At 60.0% G+C, this 16,932-nt stretch carries 13 protein-coding genes and 1 tRNA gene; 7 read left to right on the top strand and 7 right to left on the bottom strand.

Translation table 11 applies throughout. The features are described from left to right. Positions 1–26: 26 nt before the first annotated feature. The gene (gene polA / locus K328_RS0120695; RefSeq protein ID WP_051285316.1) at positions 27–2,873 is read right to left on the bottom strand and encodes a DNA polymerase I; all 2,847 of its coding nucleotides are present in this window, start codon (positions 2,871–2,873) and stop codon (positions 27–29) included. 232 nt (positions 2,874–3,105) lie between these two features. Then, complete coding sequence (locus tag K328_RS0120690; RefSeq protein WP_028467593.1) at positions 3,106–3,288, bottom strand: zinc-finger domain-containing protein; 183 nt, start codon at positions 3,286–3,288, stop codon at positions 3,106–3,108. A 117-nt stretch (positions 3,289–3,405) separates the two neighbouring features. Between K328_RS0120690 and K328_RS0120685 the strand changes: the two genes are divergently transcribed. From K328_RS0120685 to K328_RS0120675, 3 genes are all read left to right on the top strand, one after another. Further along, positions 3,406–4,407: an ABC transporter ATP-binding protein gene (locus K328_RS0120685; protein ID WP_028467592.1), complete on the top strand. Its 1,002-nt coding sequence runs from the start codon at positions 3,406–3,408 to the stop codon at positions 4,405–4,407. Next, entirely contained in the window at positions 4,397–5,434 is a 1,038-nt protein-coding gene (locus K328_RS25225; RefSeq protein WP_051285312.1) for an alpha/beta hydrolase, read from the top strand. Before K328_RS0120685 ends, K328_RS25225 begins: the two co-directional genes overlap by 11 nt. A 91-nt stretch (positions 5,435–5,525) precedes the next feature. Beyond that, positions 5,526–5,602 (top strand) — tRNA-Arg (locus K328_RS0120675). A gap of 109 nt (positions 5,603–5,711) precedes the next feature. Here the strand turns inward: K328_RS0120675 and K328_RS0120670 are convergent. Next, entirely contained in the window at positions 5,712–6,962 is a 1,251-nt protein-coding gene (locus tag K328_RS0120670; RefSeq protein WP_205620722.1) for a DUF3179 domain-containing (seleno)protein, read from the bottom strand. A gap of 558 nt (positions 6,963–7,520) precedes the next feature. Here K328_RS0120670 and K328_RS25220 point away from each other — a divergent pair. After that, on the top strand, positions 7,521–9,149 hold the full coding sequence (locus K328_RS25220; RefSeq protein WP_051285310.1) for an FMN-binding glutamate synthase family protein: 1,629 nt from the start codon (positions 7,521–7,523) through the stop codon (positions 9,147–9,149). A gap of 39 nt (positions 9,150–9,188) precedes the next feature. Here the strand turns inward: K328_RS25220 and K328_RS0120660 are convergent, their stop codons facing one another. After that, complete coding sequence (locus tag K328_RS0120660; protein ID WP_028467590.1) at positions 9,189–9,596, bottom strand: DCC1-like thiol-disulfide oxidoreductase family protein; 408 nt, start codon at positions 9,594–9,596, stop codon at positions 9,189–9,191. Positions 9,597–9,908: 312 nt separating this feature from the next. Here K328_RS0120660 and dctP point away from each other — a divergent pair, with 312 nt between their 5' ends. The 3 genes from dctP to K328_RS0120645 all read left to right on the top strand — a co-directional run bounded on the left by dctP (position 9,909) and on the right by K328_RS0120645 (position 12,772). After that, positions 9,909–10,907, top strand: a complete 999-nt coding sequence (gene dctP / locus K328_RS0120655; RefSeq protein WP_028467589.1) for a TRAP transporter substrate-binding protein DctP — start codon at positions 9,909–9,911, stop codon at positions 10,905–10,907. A gap of 78 nt (positions 10,908–10,985) precedes the next feature. Further along, entirely contained in the window at positions 10,986–11,495 is a 510-nt protein-coding gene (locus K328_RS0120650; protein ID WP_028467588.1) for a TRAP transporter small permease, read from the top strand. Continuing rightward, a complete protein-coding gene (locus K328_RS0120645) occupies positions 11,495–12,772 on the top strand; it encodes a TRAP transporter large permease (protein WP_028467587.1) in 1,278 nt (425 codons plus the stop codon). Before K328_RS0120650 ends, K328_RS0120645 begins: the two co-directional genes overlap by 1 nt. Positions 12,773–12,794: 22 nt before the next feature. Here K328_RS0120645 and K328_RS0120640 read toward each other — a convergent pair whose 3' ends face one another. From K328_RS0120640 to K328_RS0120630, 3 genes are all read right to left on the bottom strand, one after another. Beyond that, positions 12,795–13,091, bottom strand: a complete 297-nt coding sequence (locus tag K328_RS0120640; protein WP_156901532.1) for a hypothetical protein — start codon at positions 13,089–13,091, stop codon at positions 12,795–12,797. Positions 13,092–13,369: 278 nt separating this feature from the next. After that, complete coding sequence (locus K328_RS26150; RefSeq protein WP_051285308.1) at positions 13,370–15,931, bottom strand: PAS domain-containing sensor histidine kinase; 2,562 nt, start codon at positions 15,929–15,931, stop codon at positions 13,370–13,372. Positions 15,932–16,036: 105 nt separating this feature from the next. After that, complete coding sequence (locus K328_RS0120630; RefSeq protein ID WP_169721252.1) at positions 16,037–16,924, bottom strand: glycosyltransferase family 2 protein; 888 nt, start codon at positions 16,922–16,924, stop codon at positions 16,037–16,039. Positions 16,925–16,932: the final 8 nt, after the last annotated feature.

Below are 16,932 nucleotides of genomic sequence, written 5' to 3'. Positions count from 1 at the left end.
GTATCCAACGTCACTCGACCACAATATTAATGCGCGTCCGACCAGCTGTCGCCCACACCGGCGTCGGCCACCAGCGGGACGGAAAGCTGCACGACCGGATCGGCCGCGCTTTCCATCACCTTGCGGACCAGCGCTGTGGTTTCATCGACTTCCGCCTCCGGTACCTCGAACAGCAATTCATCGTGCACCTGCAGCAACATGGTTGCCTTCAGCCCGGCCTCATCGAGTGCCGGACCTATACGGACCATGGCGCGCTTGATCACGTCGGCGGCCGAGCCCTGGATCGGTGCGTTGATCGCCGCCCGCTCCGAGAAGGCGCGGCGGGCCGGATTGTTGTCCTTGATGCCTGGAATATGGATACGCCGCCCGAACAGGGTGGTGACATAGCCGTCCTCCCGCGCCGCCGCCTTGGTCTTGTCCATGTAATCGCGGATGCCCGGGAAACGCTCGAAATAGGCGTCGATATACTTCTTCGCCACACCTGGCTCGGTGCCGATCTGACGGGCGAGACCGAAAGCCGAAATGCCGTAGATGATGCCAAAATTGATCGCCTTGGCATTGCGCCGCGTGGTCGGGTCCATATCCTTCAACGGCACACCGAAGACTTCCGAGGCTGTCTGGGCGTGAATGTCGATGCCGTCCCGGAAAGCCTGTTTCAGACTTTCGATATCGGCGATATCGGCAACCAGCCGGAGCTCGATCTGGGAATAATCGACCGCCAGCAGTTTATGCCCCGTCTCCGCGACGAAAGCAGTGCGGATCTTGCGGCCCTCTTCCGAGCGGATCGGAATGTTCTGCAGGTTCGGATCGTTCGAGCTGAGCCGTCCGGTGCTCGCCCCCGTCATGGAATATGACGTGTGGATGCGCCCGGTCTCCGGATTGATCGCCTCGACCAGCGCGTCGGTATAAGTGGATTTCAGCTTTGCAAGCTGGCGCCAATCCAGCACCCGCGCCGGCAGATCGTGCCCCTGTGCCGCAAGGTCGTCCAGAATATCCGCACCGGTCGCGTAGGCACCGGTCTTGCCCTTCTTGCCGCCAGGCAGGCTCATCTTGTCGAACAGGATCTCGCCGAGCTGCTTTGGCGAGCCGATCTTGAACTCCTCCCCCGCCAGCTCGTGGATCTGCACTGCCAGCTCTTCCAGCCGTTTCTCGAAATCCTTCGACATGGCGCGCAGGATCTGCGGGTCGACCTTGATGCCCGCCTTCTCCATGCCCACCAGCACCGGGATCAGCGGCCGCTCCAGCGTCTCGTAAACCGTCAACAGGCCCGCTTTCGGCAATTCCGGGCGCAGCTTGCGGTGCAGGCGGATTGTCATGTCCGCGTCTTCGGCCGCGTAATCCAGCGCCTTTTCAAGGGAGACTTCAGAGAATGAAATCTGAGTCTTACCCTTGCCGCAAACATCCGCGAACTTGATGTTCGTGTGGCCGAAATGCAGCTCCGACAGGTCGTCCAGACCGTGCCCGTGCATACCGCCTTCAAGCACATAGGACATGCACATGGTGTCATCGACCGGGCCGAGCACGATGCCGCCATTGGCTTCCCGCGCCAGAACCAGCGCATCGTATTTCGTATTGTGCAGCACCTTCAGCACCGACGGGTCTTCCAGCAGCGGCTTCAGCAGCGCCAGCGCCTCGTCTCGGGGGATCTGTTTCGGGCCGCCCTCACCACCGTCCGAACCGCCCAGCAAGTTGCCCTGGGCTTCGCCCGCGGTGTGCCCCAAAGGGATGTAACAGGCCTTGCCTGGCGCGATGCTCAACGACACGCCGACAAGATCCGCCCGCATCGCATTCAGCGATGTTGTTTCGGTATCGACGGCGACAGTGCCCTCGGCATGCGCCGACGCGATCCAGCGCTCCAGATCGGCGACTTCCTGCACCAGCTCATAGCTGACATCACCCACCGGATTAGGTGAGCCAACCGAACCCTCCGCCGGTGCGGCGCCCGGCGAGGATGCAGAGGCGCCATCTGCCAGTTCCGACTCGAAACGGGTGATCAGCCGCTTGAATTCCATTTCCTTCAGGAAGGCCAGCACGGTGGCGTCGTCGGGATCTTCCACGGTCAGCCGTTCGAGCGGCTCGATGACTTCGACATCGTCTTTCAGCCGGACGAGATCCCGGGAGATTCGCGCCTGATCCGCGAACTCGATCAGGTTCTGCCGGCGCTTGGGCTGCTTGATCTCCTCCGCCCGCGCCAGCAACGTGTCGAGATCGCCATATTCGTTGATCAGCTGTGCCGCCGTCTTAATGCCGATGCCGGGAACGCCCGGCACATTGTCGACCGAATCCCCGGCCAGAGATTGCACATCGACCACCCGCTCCGGCCCGACGCCGAACTTCTCGATCACCTCGGCGCGCCCGATCGCCCGGTTCTTCATTGGGTCGTACATGTCGACACCGTTATCGACCAGCTGCATCAGGTCTTTGTCGGAAGAGACCACGGTGACGCGCATACCCTTTGTCTTGGCCTGCAGGGCGTAGGTCGCGATCAGGTCGTCCGCCTCATACCCTTCCATCTCCAGGCACGGCACGTTGAAGGCCCGGACCGCATCGCGGATCAGCGAGAATTGCGGCCTCAAGTCTTCCGGCGGCTCATCCCGGTTCGCCTTGTAGTCTGGATAAATATCGTTCCGGAAGGTCAGCCGCTTGGTGTCGAAGATCACCGCGACATGGTCCGCTTCCAGATCCTCGATCAGCTTCATCAGCATGGTGGTGAATCCGAACACCGCATTGGTCGGCGTGCCGTCGGACCGGTTCATCCTTGGCAGAGCGTGAAACGCGCGGAAAATATAGCCGGAGCCGTCCACCAGATAGAGATGGTTCTCTACTGTGTCGGAGACGGCACTGGGGATATCGGACGCGGTAATATCGGTCATCAAGGATCCAGGGGCGGACTTCGGGAAACGGCTGCGGTGAGAGTCTAGCGACGGTACAGGCCATGACAAGCGAATTGGCGTGGCAGCACCGGAGTACAGCCCCGAAAAACCGCTCTATTCCACAAGGACCATGACGGGATCATGGGCATCATGCGAACCGCGAACAACGCTTACTGGAAAGTTTCCGGCAGCCCCCCGGGCGCTGCCATAACGGCAGCCGGCTTGTGATCGGTCAGGCGGCGCTTTCGCCAGCCACTGGCGCGCTATAGACGAACTCGCGCGAACAATAGGGGCAGATCACCTTGCCTTCGTCGCCGATGGTCAGGAAAACCTTCGGGTGGCCCAGCGCGCCCTTGCCCCCGTCACAGGCAACACGCTTCTCCGAAACAGTGATAACTTCGAACGGTTTTGCCATCTGACTGGTCCTTCTCCGCACCGGTACCTATATTGAGCGTAGCCTCCGTTCCCGGAATGCCGGGAGATAATAGCCGCTCACCGCGTATTTTCAATCGCCTGTATAAGGTCTGCCCCCGTGTCGACACGTTCACAGCCGTCCCAGTCCGTTCCCGAGCTCGCGCTAGAGATCAAAGGCCTTGAAAAGGTCTATGGCAAAGCCGGTGGATCGCGGCAAAAACATGCCCTGAAAGGCATCGACCTTGCCGTCCCGCGCGGCTCGATATTCGCCCTGCTCGGCCCGAACGGCGCCGGCAAATCGACCATGATCAATATCCTTGCAGGCATGGTGAACAAGACGGCCGGAACGGCGAAAGTCTGGGGCATCGATATCGACGAGGATCCGCGTCAGGCCCGGGCTGCGATCGGCATCGTGCCGCAGGAGCTGAATATCGACGCCTTCTTCAGCCCGCGCGAACTGCTCGACCTCCAGGCCGGGCTGTACGGCGTTCCAAAGGCGGAGCGGCGGACCCAGGAAATTCTCGACCTGGTCGAGCTCGGCGACAAGGCCGATGCCTATACCCGATCGCTGTCCGGCGGCATGCGGCGGCGTCTGCTGGTCGCCAAGGCGATGGTACATAACCCGCCGATCCTGGTGCTGGACGAACCCACGGCAGGCGTCGATATCGAGCTTCGCCGCAAGCTCTGGGACAATGTCCGCGAGCTGAACCGGCGCGGCGTCACCATCCTGCTGACCACGCATTATCTGGAAGAGGCCGAAGAGCTCTGCGACCGCATCGCCATCATCAATCACGGTGAGGTCATTGCCTGCGACACCAAGGAAAACCTGATGCAGCGGATCGATGTCAAATCGGTCACGGTCACTGTTGCCGAAACGCTCCCGGAGGACTCCGACAAGCTGCCGCAGCCGCTCCAGCCTTTCTCCGTATCCATCACCGGGCAAAACCAGCTGACGTTTACGTTCCGCAAGAGCGACGGCCCGATTGCCCGCATTCTCGGCGCCCTGGCAGCCGCGAATTTCCACATCCAGGACATCAGCACCGACGAGAGCGACCTCGAAGACATCTTCCTCGCCCTCACCAGCAAGGATCCGGAGACTGACCGCTTTCATGCGGCGTAACGGATCAGGGCCGGCGTGGCGCGCCGTTTTCGCCGTCATTCTTTTCGCGCTCGGCGGCTGTGCGCCCGGCATCGCACCCCGACTTGAAGCTCACCAACCGGCCGCTATCCTTGATGATGCGTTCGTCATGCAGGATGGAGCGGAACTGCCCTACCAGCGCTGGGCACCAGAAGAAGCACCCCGCGCCGCCGTCGTCGCCTTGCATGGTTTCAACGATTATTCCGGCGCCTATCGCGATCTCGGCCCTCTGCTCGCACTACACGGCCTGCTGGTCTACGCCTACGACCAGCGCGGCTTCGGCGGCACGTCCATGCGCGGGGACTGGCCCGGAGCCGAAGCGATGACAGGCGATCTCGACACGGTCACCGAACTGCTGCGCGCGCGCCATCCAAAGCTCCCGATCTACGCTCTCGGCGAAAGCATGGGCGGGGCCGTGATCATGACCGCCCTCGCCGGCGAGAGCCCGCCACGGCTGGATGGCGCCATACTCTCCGCACCCGCCGTCTGGGGCCGCAGCACCATGGCGCCCTGGAAGCGCTTCACCCTGACACTAGCGGCTCACATTGCGCCACGCATCCGCGTCCGGCCGCAAAGCCTGCCGAGCCCGCCTTCCGACAATATCGAGATGCTGCGCCGGCTCTCCCGCGATCCAATGATGATCAAGGAAACCCGGATCGAAGCCGCCTGGGGTCTGAGCGGTTTGATGGATGAAGCCCTGGCGTCAGCACCCGGCCTCTCCGTCCCGCTGCTGGTGCTCTATGGCGAGCAGGACGGCATCATCCCGCGCGGACCTACCTGCCGCATGCTGGAGACCCTTCCCGATGGCGGCACGGACGGGTGGCACTGGCGCCTCGCCCTGTATGAGGACGGCTATCATATGCTGTTCCGGGACCTGCAAGGCGACCGGGTCAGCGCCGACATTGCCGCCTGGCTCGGCGATCCCGCGGCGGCATTGCCGAGCGGGGCGGAAATTCCGCACGCGAACGACACGCGCCCGCTCCCCGTATTCTGCCATCAGGACGATTGAAACAGACCCGCGCTTTCCCCCTTGCGCCCAAATGCGCCCGAGGGTAGTTTCCGGTCGCTCAGCCGTGCGGCCTCCGCCCGGCTCCCGGTATGCACCCGTAGCTCAGCTGGATAGAGCGCTGCCCTCCGAAGGCAGAGGTCAGAGGTTCGAATCCTCTCGGGTGCGCCACTCAATCAAAGCATTTCAGCGGTTAACGGGAACGTGCTGGTCTGCCGGGCCTAGATTTCCGATGACGCAGCTCCGCCTGAGCGAACAGATTAAGGAGAAGTCAGGGGCCTCACTCAGGCCAGAGGGCGGTGCCCGGATGGAACTGGGACCAGGCAAACCAGAAGGCCTGATGGCTGCCGAGGTCGGATCCGTCCGCGCCCACGGCCTTTACACCGCCGCCATCCAGCAGCAGGCGGATATTCTCGAAAACGATCTTCTCACCCTTCGTCAGCGAAGCGACCGCTTTGCTCCGTTGAAATGCCACAGGTTGTCCGGAGGCAGTGACGGCACCGATGATATCCTCGTGTACTGGTAGTCGCGGATCGACATCGCCGACCGGAAATATCGGGCCGTCTTTATCCCGGCCACTGCGGAAATCGAAATTCCGGCCGAGCGCCAACGCTTCGGTCAATACCGTCGTTTCCGGGTGCGCTTTCTTCCAGGCGCCCCACTCGGCAGTGACGACACTCGCCTGTCTTAGCTGCAGATTCCTCTTGTGAAGAGTGCCTGTCACCGCCGTTCCGAAAAATGTGTCGAATACCGAGTATGTATTGACGTCATACATCACTTTGTTGGAACGGATCAGCAGCCCGGAAGTGCGAAGGACTGGCCGCTCGATCCCGGTGGGCAAACCGTCCGTGAAATAGGCCTGAGCGGCTCCGCAGAGGGTACAATAGGGAATGCCGAGATGTCGTCCGCCCAGGGTATCGTTCACCATTTCGCGGACTTCCATGATACGCCTAGGATAAGCTCTGAACTCGCCGTTGACCGCAATGCCGAAGACGATGTCATCATCCTTCAACCAGGTAGCATCTTCGGCGCTACTCACCTCGGGATTGTCCGCAGCGGGGATGCAGTTGCACGGCTCATCGGTTGTATCGTAGGCGCGGTCATCGATCTTCACCCCTCCCCAGGAGACGTGCCGCCAGTCGATATCGCCCTCAGCAAAGATCTTATCCCAGCCCGGCACAAAGCTGATGAAAATGGCGCGTTTGGCGTCGAGATAGCCGGGCGGTGCCGGAATGTCCCAGGCGATGAGATGATCGGTTACTGCTCCCCAGTGGTTCTCCTGAATTTGACCGATCCCCAGCAAACTGGACGCAACATCGGAAAGGAGCACACTGAGAGCAGGGTCATGGACGAAACGCATAAGGTCACTGACGATCCAGGCGATCCGGGGGTCTCCCGAAACAAGTATCAATTTGAGGGCTGCTACCTGTTCCGGTCCCCAAGTTCCTTTAATGACACTGTCGATGAAGGCTACCTTCACAGCGGCTTTCAGCTCTTTGGAGATCAGCCCCTCTGGTATCGCCGGGGGCATACCGAATTTCTCGATTACATGGTCAGGTAGAGTCCTTGTTTCCTGACCTGCGCTCTGCGCGCTCGACGCATCGCCACAGAACAGAGACGGCACTACCGCCAGCAAGATCAAGAAAGCATTAATCCGAAGCCTAATCACCGGTCGCGCTCCCAATGTCACAAACAGTTTCATGAACACCCAATCCACCACCTGTTTTTCGGCGGACACCGGTTAACAATGCCGCCCCAGTTGGCGGTGTCATGAGTTGCGGCGTCAGGCGGGCACGGGCTTACGCCATTCGTGGCTAGCCATATACTATTGGGCGGCCGTGTCACCGCGACGGCCAATCACGATAGATCAGCAATCTGCGAGGCTGCCGGCATGGCCGCCGGGAGGTGTAGACACGTTCGAACTACTCGAACACACCGTCCTCGTCCTGGTCGCAGGTGCAGTAGGATTTGTTCTGGACGCACTTGGTCTTAGGCTATGAGAAGAAGCTTTTTATGTCCGCTAAACATCAAAGGCGCAATTGCTTACCCTTGGCTGCGAGGCCAATATCAGTGCGGGAGAGACTTCCAGATGCGTTTTGCGTTCTTCGTTGCGATTGTCGCGGCAGCTTTCATCGCGTTCGGCCTCGGACTTGCCGGCTTTTTTTGGGGATGGATCGTTCTCGCCATCGCCGCGCCATTGACGCTTCTCGGCATCTGGGACCTCATTCAGGGTCGGCACAGCCTGTTGCGCAATTATCCAGTCATCGCCCATATGCGCTGGCTGTTCGAGGGCATCCGTCCGGAGATCCGGCAGTATCTGATTGAAAGCGACGCCGACGCCTTTCCGTTCAACCGGGAGCAGCGCTCGCTCGTCTATCAGCGCGCCAAGCAGGAGCAGGAAACGGTTCCCTTCGGCACACAGATGGACGTCTACAAGGCGGGATACGGCTATTTCACGCACTCCTTGGCCCCATTGCATCCCAAGAACAACAACTTCCGCCGCCATGTCGGCGGGCCGGATTGCACGCAGCCCTATGACATTTCCCTGCTCAACATCTCGGGAATGAGTTTCGGGGCCATCAGCGCCAACGCAATTGCGGCACTTAATCGGGGAGCGGCGACCGGCGGCTTCGCGCACGACACGGGCGAGGGTTCGATCTCGCCGCATCACCGGCGTTTTGGCGGCGATCTGATCTGGCAGATCGGATCTGGCTATTTCGGCTGCCGCACCGAGGACGGCATGTTCGATGCGGAGAAATTCGCCGCGACGGCTGCCGACCCTCAGGTCAAGATGGTGGAACTCAAGCTTTCCCAGGGCGCGAAACCCGGCCATGGCGGCGTTCTGCCGGCCTCCAAGATCACACCCGAAATCGCCGAAACACGCGGCATCCCGATGGAACAGGATTGTGTTTCCCCGGCCGCACATCCCGCTTTCTCGACCCCCGCCGGGCTTGTCGCCTTCCTCGGCGAGCTGCGCCGGCTGTCAGGAGGCAAGCCGGTCGGCTTCAAGCTCTGCGTCGGCCACCCGCACGAGTTCATGGCGATCTGCAAGGCGATGATCGCGCAAGAAACCTATCCCGACTTCATCGTCGTCGACGGCAAGGAAGGCGGCACCGGCGCGGCGCCCGTGGAGTTCACCAACAGTCTCGGCATGCCGTTGCGCGAAGGGCTGCATCTCGTCCATATGACGCTCGTCGGTGCTGGAATTCGCGAGCATATCCGCATCGGGGCCAGCGGAAAGATCATCTCCGGCGCGGACATCGCCACCGCCATCGCGCTCGGCGCCGACTGGTGCAACGCGGCTCGCGGCTTCATGTTCTCGATCGGCTGCATTCAGGCCCGCGCCTGCCATACAAACCGCTGCCCGACCGGCGTGGCGACCCAGGACCCGACGCGCCAGCGCGGCCTCTCCGTCGAGGACAAGTACAAGAGGGTCGCGAACTTCCATCGCAACACGCTGCGCGGCTTCGCAGAAATGCTTGGTGCGATGGGTCTGGACGACCCGAGCCAGATACGGCCCGAAACGCTGCACATTCGCGCCACCGACCCGGACAGCATCCTGCACCACCGGCTGGTACCGGGGCAGCTCTTCGAGGAGGATTGCCCGGACGCCTTCGCCACCCCGTGGAACCTCGCCCGGGCCGACAATTTCCGTCCGGCTGACGCAATGGAATTCAGAGAGTCCGGCGCTCATGCAGCGACCGAGAAACAACCGTAAGCACTCTTCAGCCTGCGTCGCGCAGATGATCCTTCTGATTCAATCAGAACGACGGAGATTATTGATCGACCCGATGCGCCGCAGTCGAAGCAGGATATTCCGGAGACCGCGTAGCGCTCTGTAAACGCAAGCCGAAAGCCCAGGTGAGCGGTGCAGCATCAAGCCAGCCCTTGTCAGCAGACTTGCTGGCTCGCCAAAAGCCGCCAGAAAGGATACAGCCCCCGCACCGTGATAAATCGCGCCGTCGGCGAAAATCACCATCCCCTCATCGAGATCAAGTCCCTCGGCGCGCGCTCGCTCGCACGCCTGGTGATCCGGCGCGGCGCGGGCATTCACGAGGTTCAAAACCCCATATTCTTTCCTGATGGCGAAAGCATGAGCGGTTGAGCGGCAGACAGGGCAGTCGCCGTCATAGATCAACCAGAAGCCTTCAAGATCGGAACTCATTCTGACTGTGCGGCCATCAGTGCAAAACTAACTGGAAAGCCGACTATAGGCCAGCCGACGGAAAACAGCGTCAGGTGAATTGTCACAGCCGCGCAACGCAACAGCGAGAAACACAGCAACCGAACTCGACCTGAAGCCGCAGGATGCTCTAATCGATCTTCGCTTGCCGTATCACACCTGTTGACCCGCGCACGATTTCGGATATGAAACGTGCCGAATTCCTTTCTACAGAATGCGACCGTTGCCCTGACGGGATGCAAATTGAACGAACCTTTCGATAAGCCACAGAAAATGTATTTCCAGGAGGAAACCATGAAGCGTTGGATTTTGGGTGCCGTTGCCGCGGCTGCTCTGGTTGCCGCGCCGGTTCAGGCCTTTGCCGAGACCACCATCCGGGTCACACTGCAGCTGCCGGAGAAGCACTCCCTCGGCCAGAACTGGCTCGCTTTCAAGAAGATCGTCGAAGAGAAATCCGGCGGCGATCTGCAAATCCAGTTGTTCCCGTCGGCTCAGCTTTTCAAGGACAAGGAAGTGCCCGGCGCCGTCGGGTCCGGTGCGGTCGAGGCCGGCTCCGCCTTCATCGGCCGGTTCGCCGGTTCCGTGCCGACGGTCGACGTGGTCTCCATTCCCTTCATCTTCGAGAGCGAGGCGCATGTCCGCGCCGCCGTCGCACCGGGTTCAGCGATGCGCAAGGAACTCGATGCCTCGATCCTGAAGGAAACCAACAACAAGATCCTCTGGTGGCAGGCATTCGGCCTCAACATCTATCTCGGCAAGGATGCGCCAATCGTCGAGCCTTCCGACCTCAAGGGCAAAAAGGTCCGGACCTATGGCAAGATCCAGGGCTGGACCGTCGAGGCCCTCGGTGGCGCGCCTACCCTGATGTCCGGCTCCAAGCAGTTCCTGGCCTACCAGCAGGGCGCGGTCGATGTCGGCATGACCGGTGCCTCCGCCGTGAAGTCGCGCAAACTCTATGAAGTCATGGATCACATGACCCTGACCTATGACACCGCAATCGAGTTCGTCGCCGTGATGAACAAGGACTTCTACGAAGGCCTGACCGACGCTCAGAAGAAGATCATCGACGATGCCGCCCGCGAGGTTGAACAGAAGCTGCGCGACGAAATCTTCGCCCAGCAGGCCGCCGCCGTCGACGAAGCCCGCAGCAAGATGAATGTCGTCGAGCTGACAGACGTACAACGCGCCGCCTGGGTGAAAGCGACCGCTGGCATCGTCGACCGTTTCGTCAAGGAAACCGGCGACAAGGGTGCCGCCGCCGTGAAGGCCGTCAAGGCCGCTGCAGCCAACTAAACCGAGCGACACCGGGGGCTGGACCGTCCCGCCTCCGGTATCCTCATTCCGCAACACGATCCGAAGAAAGACGCCGGTATGTTTGTGCGCTGGATAGACGCCCTTTCCGAGTTCGTCGGCAAGCTCTGCGCCTGGAGCCTGGTCGCCGTCGGCTTCTTCATCACCTTCGAGATCGTCATGCGCTACGTTTTCAATGCGCCGACCATCTGGGTCGACGAGGTCAGCCGCATCCTGCAGATCTGGGTGGTCTATCTCGCCGCCGCCTTCGTGCTGAAACACCGCGAGATGGTCACCATCGAGCTGATCCTGCGCAACCCGAACACGCTCTGGCGCCGGCTTGCCGAAACCCTCGCCATCCTGGTGATGTTCCTGTTTGCTGGCACCGCGATCTATTACGGCTTCTCGCTCTGGCTGCACGACACGTTGGCCGGGCACACCACCGACACCTATCTCGCCCCGCCGAAATGGTTCACCCAGGCCCCGGTGTGGCTCGGAAATGCACTGCTTGTGCTGCAGGGCCTGGCCCAGCTTATCCGGGTCTGGACCGAGGATCTGCCTGAGGACGATGTGCTGGAAGGCGCGCACTGATGGAAGCCTTCCTGATCCTGACGGCACTGGTCGCCCTGCTGCTGCTGCGCACACCCGTGGCCTTCGCCCTCGGCGGACTTGGCGTCATCCTGCTCGCCCTCAAGGGCTTGCCCATGGTGGCGGTGCCGCAGCGCCTGCACGGCTCCATGGACAGTTTCGAGCTGCTGGCCGTGCCGATGTTCCTGCTGATGTCGAACGTGCTGCTGAAGGGTGGCGTCGGGCGCGATCTCTATGCCGCCGTGCAAAGCTGGGTGGGGCACTGGCCCGGCGGCCTCGGCGTCGCGACCATTCTGTCCTGCACTTTGTTCTCCGCCATCTCCGGCTCGTCGGTGGCGACCGCGGCGACCATCGGCACCGTCGCCATCCCGGAGATGGTCGCGCGCGGCTATGACCGGCGTTTTGTTTTCGGCATGCTGGCTGCCGGCGGCACGCTCGGCATCCTGATTCCACCCTCGATCCCGCTGATCATCTATGGCGTGATCTCGGAATCCTCCATTCCCACCCTGTTCCTGGCCGGAATCGGCCCCGGCCTCTTCCTGGCTGGCGTCTTCACGCTTTACGGCATGGCCTATGCACGGTTCTCAGGCTCTTACGAGCCGGTGGACCGGGCGAGCTGGAGCGAACGTGGCACGGCCACCCTGGGCGCCCTTCCGACCATCCTGCTGGCCGCCGCCGTGGTCGGCTCGATCTATCTCGGTATCGCCACCCCGTCGGAAAGCGCCGGCCTCGGGTTCGTGGTCGCTCTCGGCATCACCTTCGCCATGGGTCGGATGGACTGGCCAAAGCTCAAGGAAGCAGTGGAAGCCTCGCTCCGCACCTCCGTGATGGTGCTGATCATCGTTGCAGGCGCCAAGGTGTTCTCCTACGCCATCACGCTTTACCTGATCCCGCAGTCGATCTCGGCGCTGCTGACCGAGAGCATCTCGACGCCGGGCCTCTTCATGCTCGCTGTCGGAGCCGTGCTGCTGATCATGGGTTTCTTCCTGGAAAGCCTGTCGATGCTGCTGATCATGGTGCCGGTCATGCTGCCCGCCGTGCTCAACATGAACATCGACCCGATCTGGTTCGGCATCTTCTTCGTCGTGCTGATCGAAACCGCGCTGATCACGCCGCCGGTCGGCATGAACCTGTTTGTCATACAGGCTGTCGGCAAGGCGAGTCTGCAGGATGTCGCCCGTGGTGCGGTCCCGTTCGCCATCATCATGCTGGCAACGGCCGTGCTGCTCTGGTTCTGGCAGGATCTGGCGCTTTACATTCCCTATCAGCTGATGCGCTAAACGCCGCCAAACGGGACAAGCGCTACTCGCCTGCGTCCGCGGCAAGCCACTCGAGCGCATCTTCGAGATTCAGAAATGCTTCGCGCTGCAGCGGCACCTGATCTACGCCGTAGACCGACCAGAGACGTGCCAGAAGCATTGCCCCGCGGTCGGGCAACAGGCTTGCCGATTTTGCGTTCCTGCGTCCGGGATGGTTCTGGAGGAAACGGTTGGTAATTTCCATTTCTGCCGTTGTGTACTGCGACAGATCAGCCTCCTGAAGATCCCATAGGACCGGGATTCCAGCCGCATATTCTTCATATTCATCAAGCGCTTCCATGCCTGCCCCGACAACCGCGCCGGTCAGAACTCCCCGAACTTTGATTGTCAGGAAATGAAAGCCGTTTCGATAGATGAGATTCGTTTCTATCACGCGCTTCATTTATCCCTGTTTTTTTTATCAGAATAAATGCGTAATATAATATGCGCAATGATATTCCCTCCAACGAACCTCAAATTTGATTGGAAAATCAAACCTCAACGGTCGAGGGGGGCCGGAAAGGGAGTTTCTGTTTTCAGAAATTTTATCCAGGCTACCGCGCGGCCTCGCCAATCCGGTCAGCTCTCGTCCGGAACGATCGGAAACCGGATCACAATCTCAATGCCCTCACCTGGTGCACTCTTGCAGCGAACAGTCCCGCGGAGGACCTGTGAGACCAGATTGAACAGAATGTGCATACCAAGACCGCTGCCGCCCTGTCCGCGCTTCGTTGTGAAGAAGGGATCGAAGATCCTCTTCACCGTTTCCTCCTCCATGCCGATACCGTCATCCACATAGCGCATCTCGGCGAAGCCGTTCTCTTCGGAGACCACCATGGTAATTCCGCCCCCGTCACGATCGGCAAAACCGTGCAGCATGGAATTCATCACCAGATTGGTGACGATCTGGGCGAACGCACCGGGATAACTTTTGAGTTCGAGATCGCTCGGGCCCGAAATGTCTATCGAGATCTTCTTGGGCTTCAGGTTTGGGCTGATGCTGTTTGCGATCTCCTGCAGATACGCGACGAGATGAAACGTTCTCTCGGCTTCACTGGCTTGATCGACGGCGATGCTCTTGAAGCTTGAAATCAGCTTGGCCGCTCGCGCCAGATTAGAGTCGACGAGAGTCATCCCCTCCATGATCTTTGTCAGCGCGGCATCGAATTCACTGCGCTTGAGGTCCCCTGCCGCAATCCCGTCCCGCAACGTATGAGCAGCCCCCAGTACGGTTGTTCCCGCAGTAACGCAGATCCCGACAGGCGTATTTATCTCGTGAGCAATCCCCGCGACCATTGAGCCCAGCGAGGCAAGACGCTCGGACTCAACGAGACTTTCCCGGGCCTGATATAATTCCGATATATCGGTCGTGGCCCCGGCATAGCCTTCGAACACACCATTCCTCCATAGCGGAGTGGCATTGAGGCGATAGCACCCGATCGTATCGGTTAATTTGTTGATGGCCTCGAAGTCCCGGATCTGTTCCCGTGCTTCATAAGCCGTCAGCAGCGCCCTGCTAATGTCGGAATTGTCCCATATGTCCTTGTGATATTCGGCGATACTAACCCCGATCAACGCCGAGCGTTGACGGCCTTGGGGAACCGGAAAATTCTCCGATAGATAAGTGAACCGCAAATTCTCATCGCATTCCCAGAACCAGTCTGCGGATGCGTGCGCCAATGTCCGGAACCGCCTTTCGCTTATGCGCAGCTCCTCAGTGCGCTCGAGAATCGCTTTCTCGAGGCTATTTTTGGCTTTCTCCAGCGCTTTCTGCGTCTCGATCAGCTCGGACACATCGTAGCGTAGAACGCCTAATCCCTGGACCTCGTCATTTCTGTCGATCAAGGGAAACCTGCTGAGCAGAAGGTATTGCCGCGCGCCGTCTACCCCGTCCCGCACGACAAGATGCTCATCTGTCTCCCGCCGAGCCATCATCCCGCGTTCTTGCTCGGTGATGCCGCCGGAGACCTCCTTGAGGCCCAGTATTGTGAACATTTCCGAGGTGGTTTTACCGACGACCTGATCGGCGGAAAGCCCGATTTGCTCGAGTGCCGCCCTGTTCGCCCGGATCAGGCGGGTATCGCGATCCCGGATCATAATCCCGTGACCGAAATTATCGAACAGGTTGCGCAGCAGATCTTCGGCATCCTGGTGCTTCTGTTCAAGCCTCCGCTGTTCCGTTATGTCCTGACGAAGCACAATGACGCCGCCATGCGGCATTCTGCTCTCAATCGTCTGACAAATCCGATTACCCAGCCGTTGCTCGAACGGCACCCCTGTCGCCTCCCTGTGCCGCTTCATCCGGCCTTCTGAAACTGACTCGTACTGGTCAGGCGTAACACCGGCGACCAGTCCGCAATCAAGAGTCTCCGAGATGATCTGGCGGAAGGTCAATCCGGCCGCGAGCTCCGGATCGTTACGAAAGGATGGATTGAACTGGGCATATTCCTTATTGCAGATGACCAGACGGTCTGACTGGTCATAGACGGCGAAGCCGGCAGGCATCGCCATGATCGCTTCCCTCAGAGTTGCTTCAAGCAGGGATGCCCGGTCGCGCTCCGCGGAGAGTGCGGCTTCAGCAGCCTTTTGATCCGTCCTGTCAAAGGCAATCGTTCCCAGACCTACAATCTTGCCTTCATCGTCAATCGCCGGAAACTTCACCAAAAAGCGCTGGTGTGCTTTTCCGGCGCGGACAACCTGAAGCTCCCTCGTCGCGACTTGGCCCGTTTCAACGACGAGGGTCTCCAGGGACTGGATATCCGATGAAACCCTTTCGGAGCTCTGCAGGACTGACGCCCCGCTCTTGCCGACAATTTCCCCGGCCGATTTGCCGAACCAATCGCAATAAGCCTGATTCACCATCAGATACCGGCCGTCCTGATCTTTCAGGTTCATGCAGATGGGAGAATGCTCGAAGAGAGCGCTGAGCTGAAATGTTGAATTGCGCAGATCTCGCAGGATGTTTTCGGCACGTCCTGCTTTGAGGAAAAGAATAAACGCGCAGCCAAATGCCACGATCGCCAGTCCGATCGAGACCGTCAGAAAGCCCACGTTCTGATGACCTGCCTCCGCCCACGCAAATGCGAGGGCAATCACCAGCGCAAAATTGAGGCCTCCAACCAAGATCGACAATCTGTGCATCGGATTTGTCCTCGTTGATAGCCGGAAACAAGTCATCCGGACAGTCGCGGCGGTGAAACTGCAGGCAATAGCGCCGCACCCTCCAGCTTAGGTTGCCACAGCATATTACCGGGAAGCTAAAGACTTGCAGTCTCTTTGGTTTTTTATGTGCTGCCTTATCTGCAGTCGGGGCAGAACGACTGTAAAATGGAGCGCAATGAACAGTCCCTCCCAGCGTTTCCGCCGGATATCCCAGGCGAGTTGATGCCTCCAAAGTTGCTTCAGGAGTCCCCAGGTCTGATGAGCGGTCCGGCCAATCTCGCGCGGCTCTGGCTGCGCCCAACTCACATAAGTCTGGTACCGCCAATAGGTGTTCACAAGAGAGCGAAATGTGTCCTTACGTAAATGGTGAACAAAGGCGTTCGGCTGATAGCGGAGCCTGGCGTTTGGTACTCTCATATAGATCCGTTTGCAGATCTCCAGGTCTTCCCCATTCGTCCGAAGTCTCGCTGGATAGGCTCCCGCAGCCTCTAGGGCGCCTCGCCTGAAGACTGTGTTCGCACCGAACAGAAAACGTGGATTCTCAACAACTTTCTGCCCATAATGTTGTGCCATATGGAAGGTCCGCCAGCGATCCGGAATGGTGTCCCGCTCGGACTCGTTGACCGCACCGGCCGCGCCAGAGAGTTCCGGATCGCGTTCCATTTCCGCTTCCAGAATTTGCAGCCATAACGGGTCGGCGGCGCAATCGGAATCGATCGACGCGACAAGATCGCCCTTGCTGAACCGGATGCCGGAATTCCGAGCCGTCGCCAACCCCTTGTTCACCGCATGCTGGATGATTTTGACGCCGGGAAAGCGCTTCGCAATATCGAGAGAGCGATCCGTACTACCGTCATCCACCAGCAGGATTTCGTCGGGCTTTCGACGTTGCGCAATCAACGATGCGAGACATGCCCCTATGGTTCGTTCTGCATTGTAACAAGGCACGTAGACGGAGATTTTGAGAGACACGGTCAGTC

The organism is Nisaea denitrificans DSM 18348, from assembly GCF_000426505.1.
GTDB classification, from domain to species: Bacteria; Pseudomonadota; Alphaproteobacteria; order Thalassobaculales; family Thalassobaculaceae; genus Nisaea; species Nisaea denitrificans.
Note: the sequence above shows the minus strand (reverse complement) of the source record. Positions and strands in the feature narration are given on the sequence as shown.

What these genes read in the sequence shown, in the direction of transcription:
- K328_RS0120645 (WP_028467587.1), top strand. Translation starts at nt 11,495, where the DNA reads ATGGAAGCCTTCCTGATCCTGACGGCACTGGTCGCCCTGCTGCTGCTG.
- K328_RS0120650 (WP_028467588.1), top strand. Translation starts at nt 10,986, where the DNA reads ATGTTTGTGCGCTGGATAGACGCCCTTTCCGAGTTCGTCGGCAAGCTC.
- K328_RS25225 (WP_051285312.1), top strand. Translation starts at nt 4,397, where the DNA reads ATGCGGCGTAACGGATCAGGGCCGGCGTGGCGCGCCGTTTTCGCCGTC.
- polA (WP_051285316.1), bottom strand. Translation starts at nt 2,873, where the DNA reads ATGACCGATATTACCGCGTCCGATATCCCCAGTGCCGTCTCCGACACA.
- K328_RS0120660 (WP_028467590.1), bottom strand. Translation starts at nt 9,596, where the DNA reads ATGAGTTCCGATCTTGAAGGCTTCTGGTTGATCTATGACGGCGACTGC.
- K328_RS0120690 (WP_028467593.1), bottom strand. Translation starts at nt 3,288, where the DNA reads ATGGCAAAACCGTTCGAAGTTATCACTGTTTCGGAGAAGCGTGTTGCC.
- K328_RS0120640 (WP_156901532.1), bottom strand. Translation starts at nt 13,091, where the DNA reads ATGGAAGCGCTTGATGAATATGAAGAATATGCGGCTGGAATCCCGGTC.
- K328_RS0120670 (WP_205620722.1), bottom strand. Translation starts at nt 6,962, where the DNA reads ATGCCCCCGGCGATACCAGAGGGGCTGATCTCCAAAGAGCTGAAAGCC.
- dctP (WP_028467589.1), top strand. Translation starts at nt 9,909, where the DNA reads ATGAAGCGTTGGATTTTGGGTGCCGTTGCCGCGGCTGCTCTGGTTGCC.
- K328_RS25220 (WP_051285310.1), top strand. Translation starts at nt 7,521, where the DNA reads ATGCGTTTTGCGTTCTTCGTTGCGATTGTCGCGGCAGCTTTCATCGCG.
- K328_RS26150 (WP_051285308.1), bottom strand. Translation starts at nt 15,931, where the DNA reads ATGCACAGATTGTCGATCTTGGTTGGAGGCCTCAATTTTGCGCTGGTG.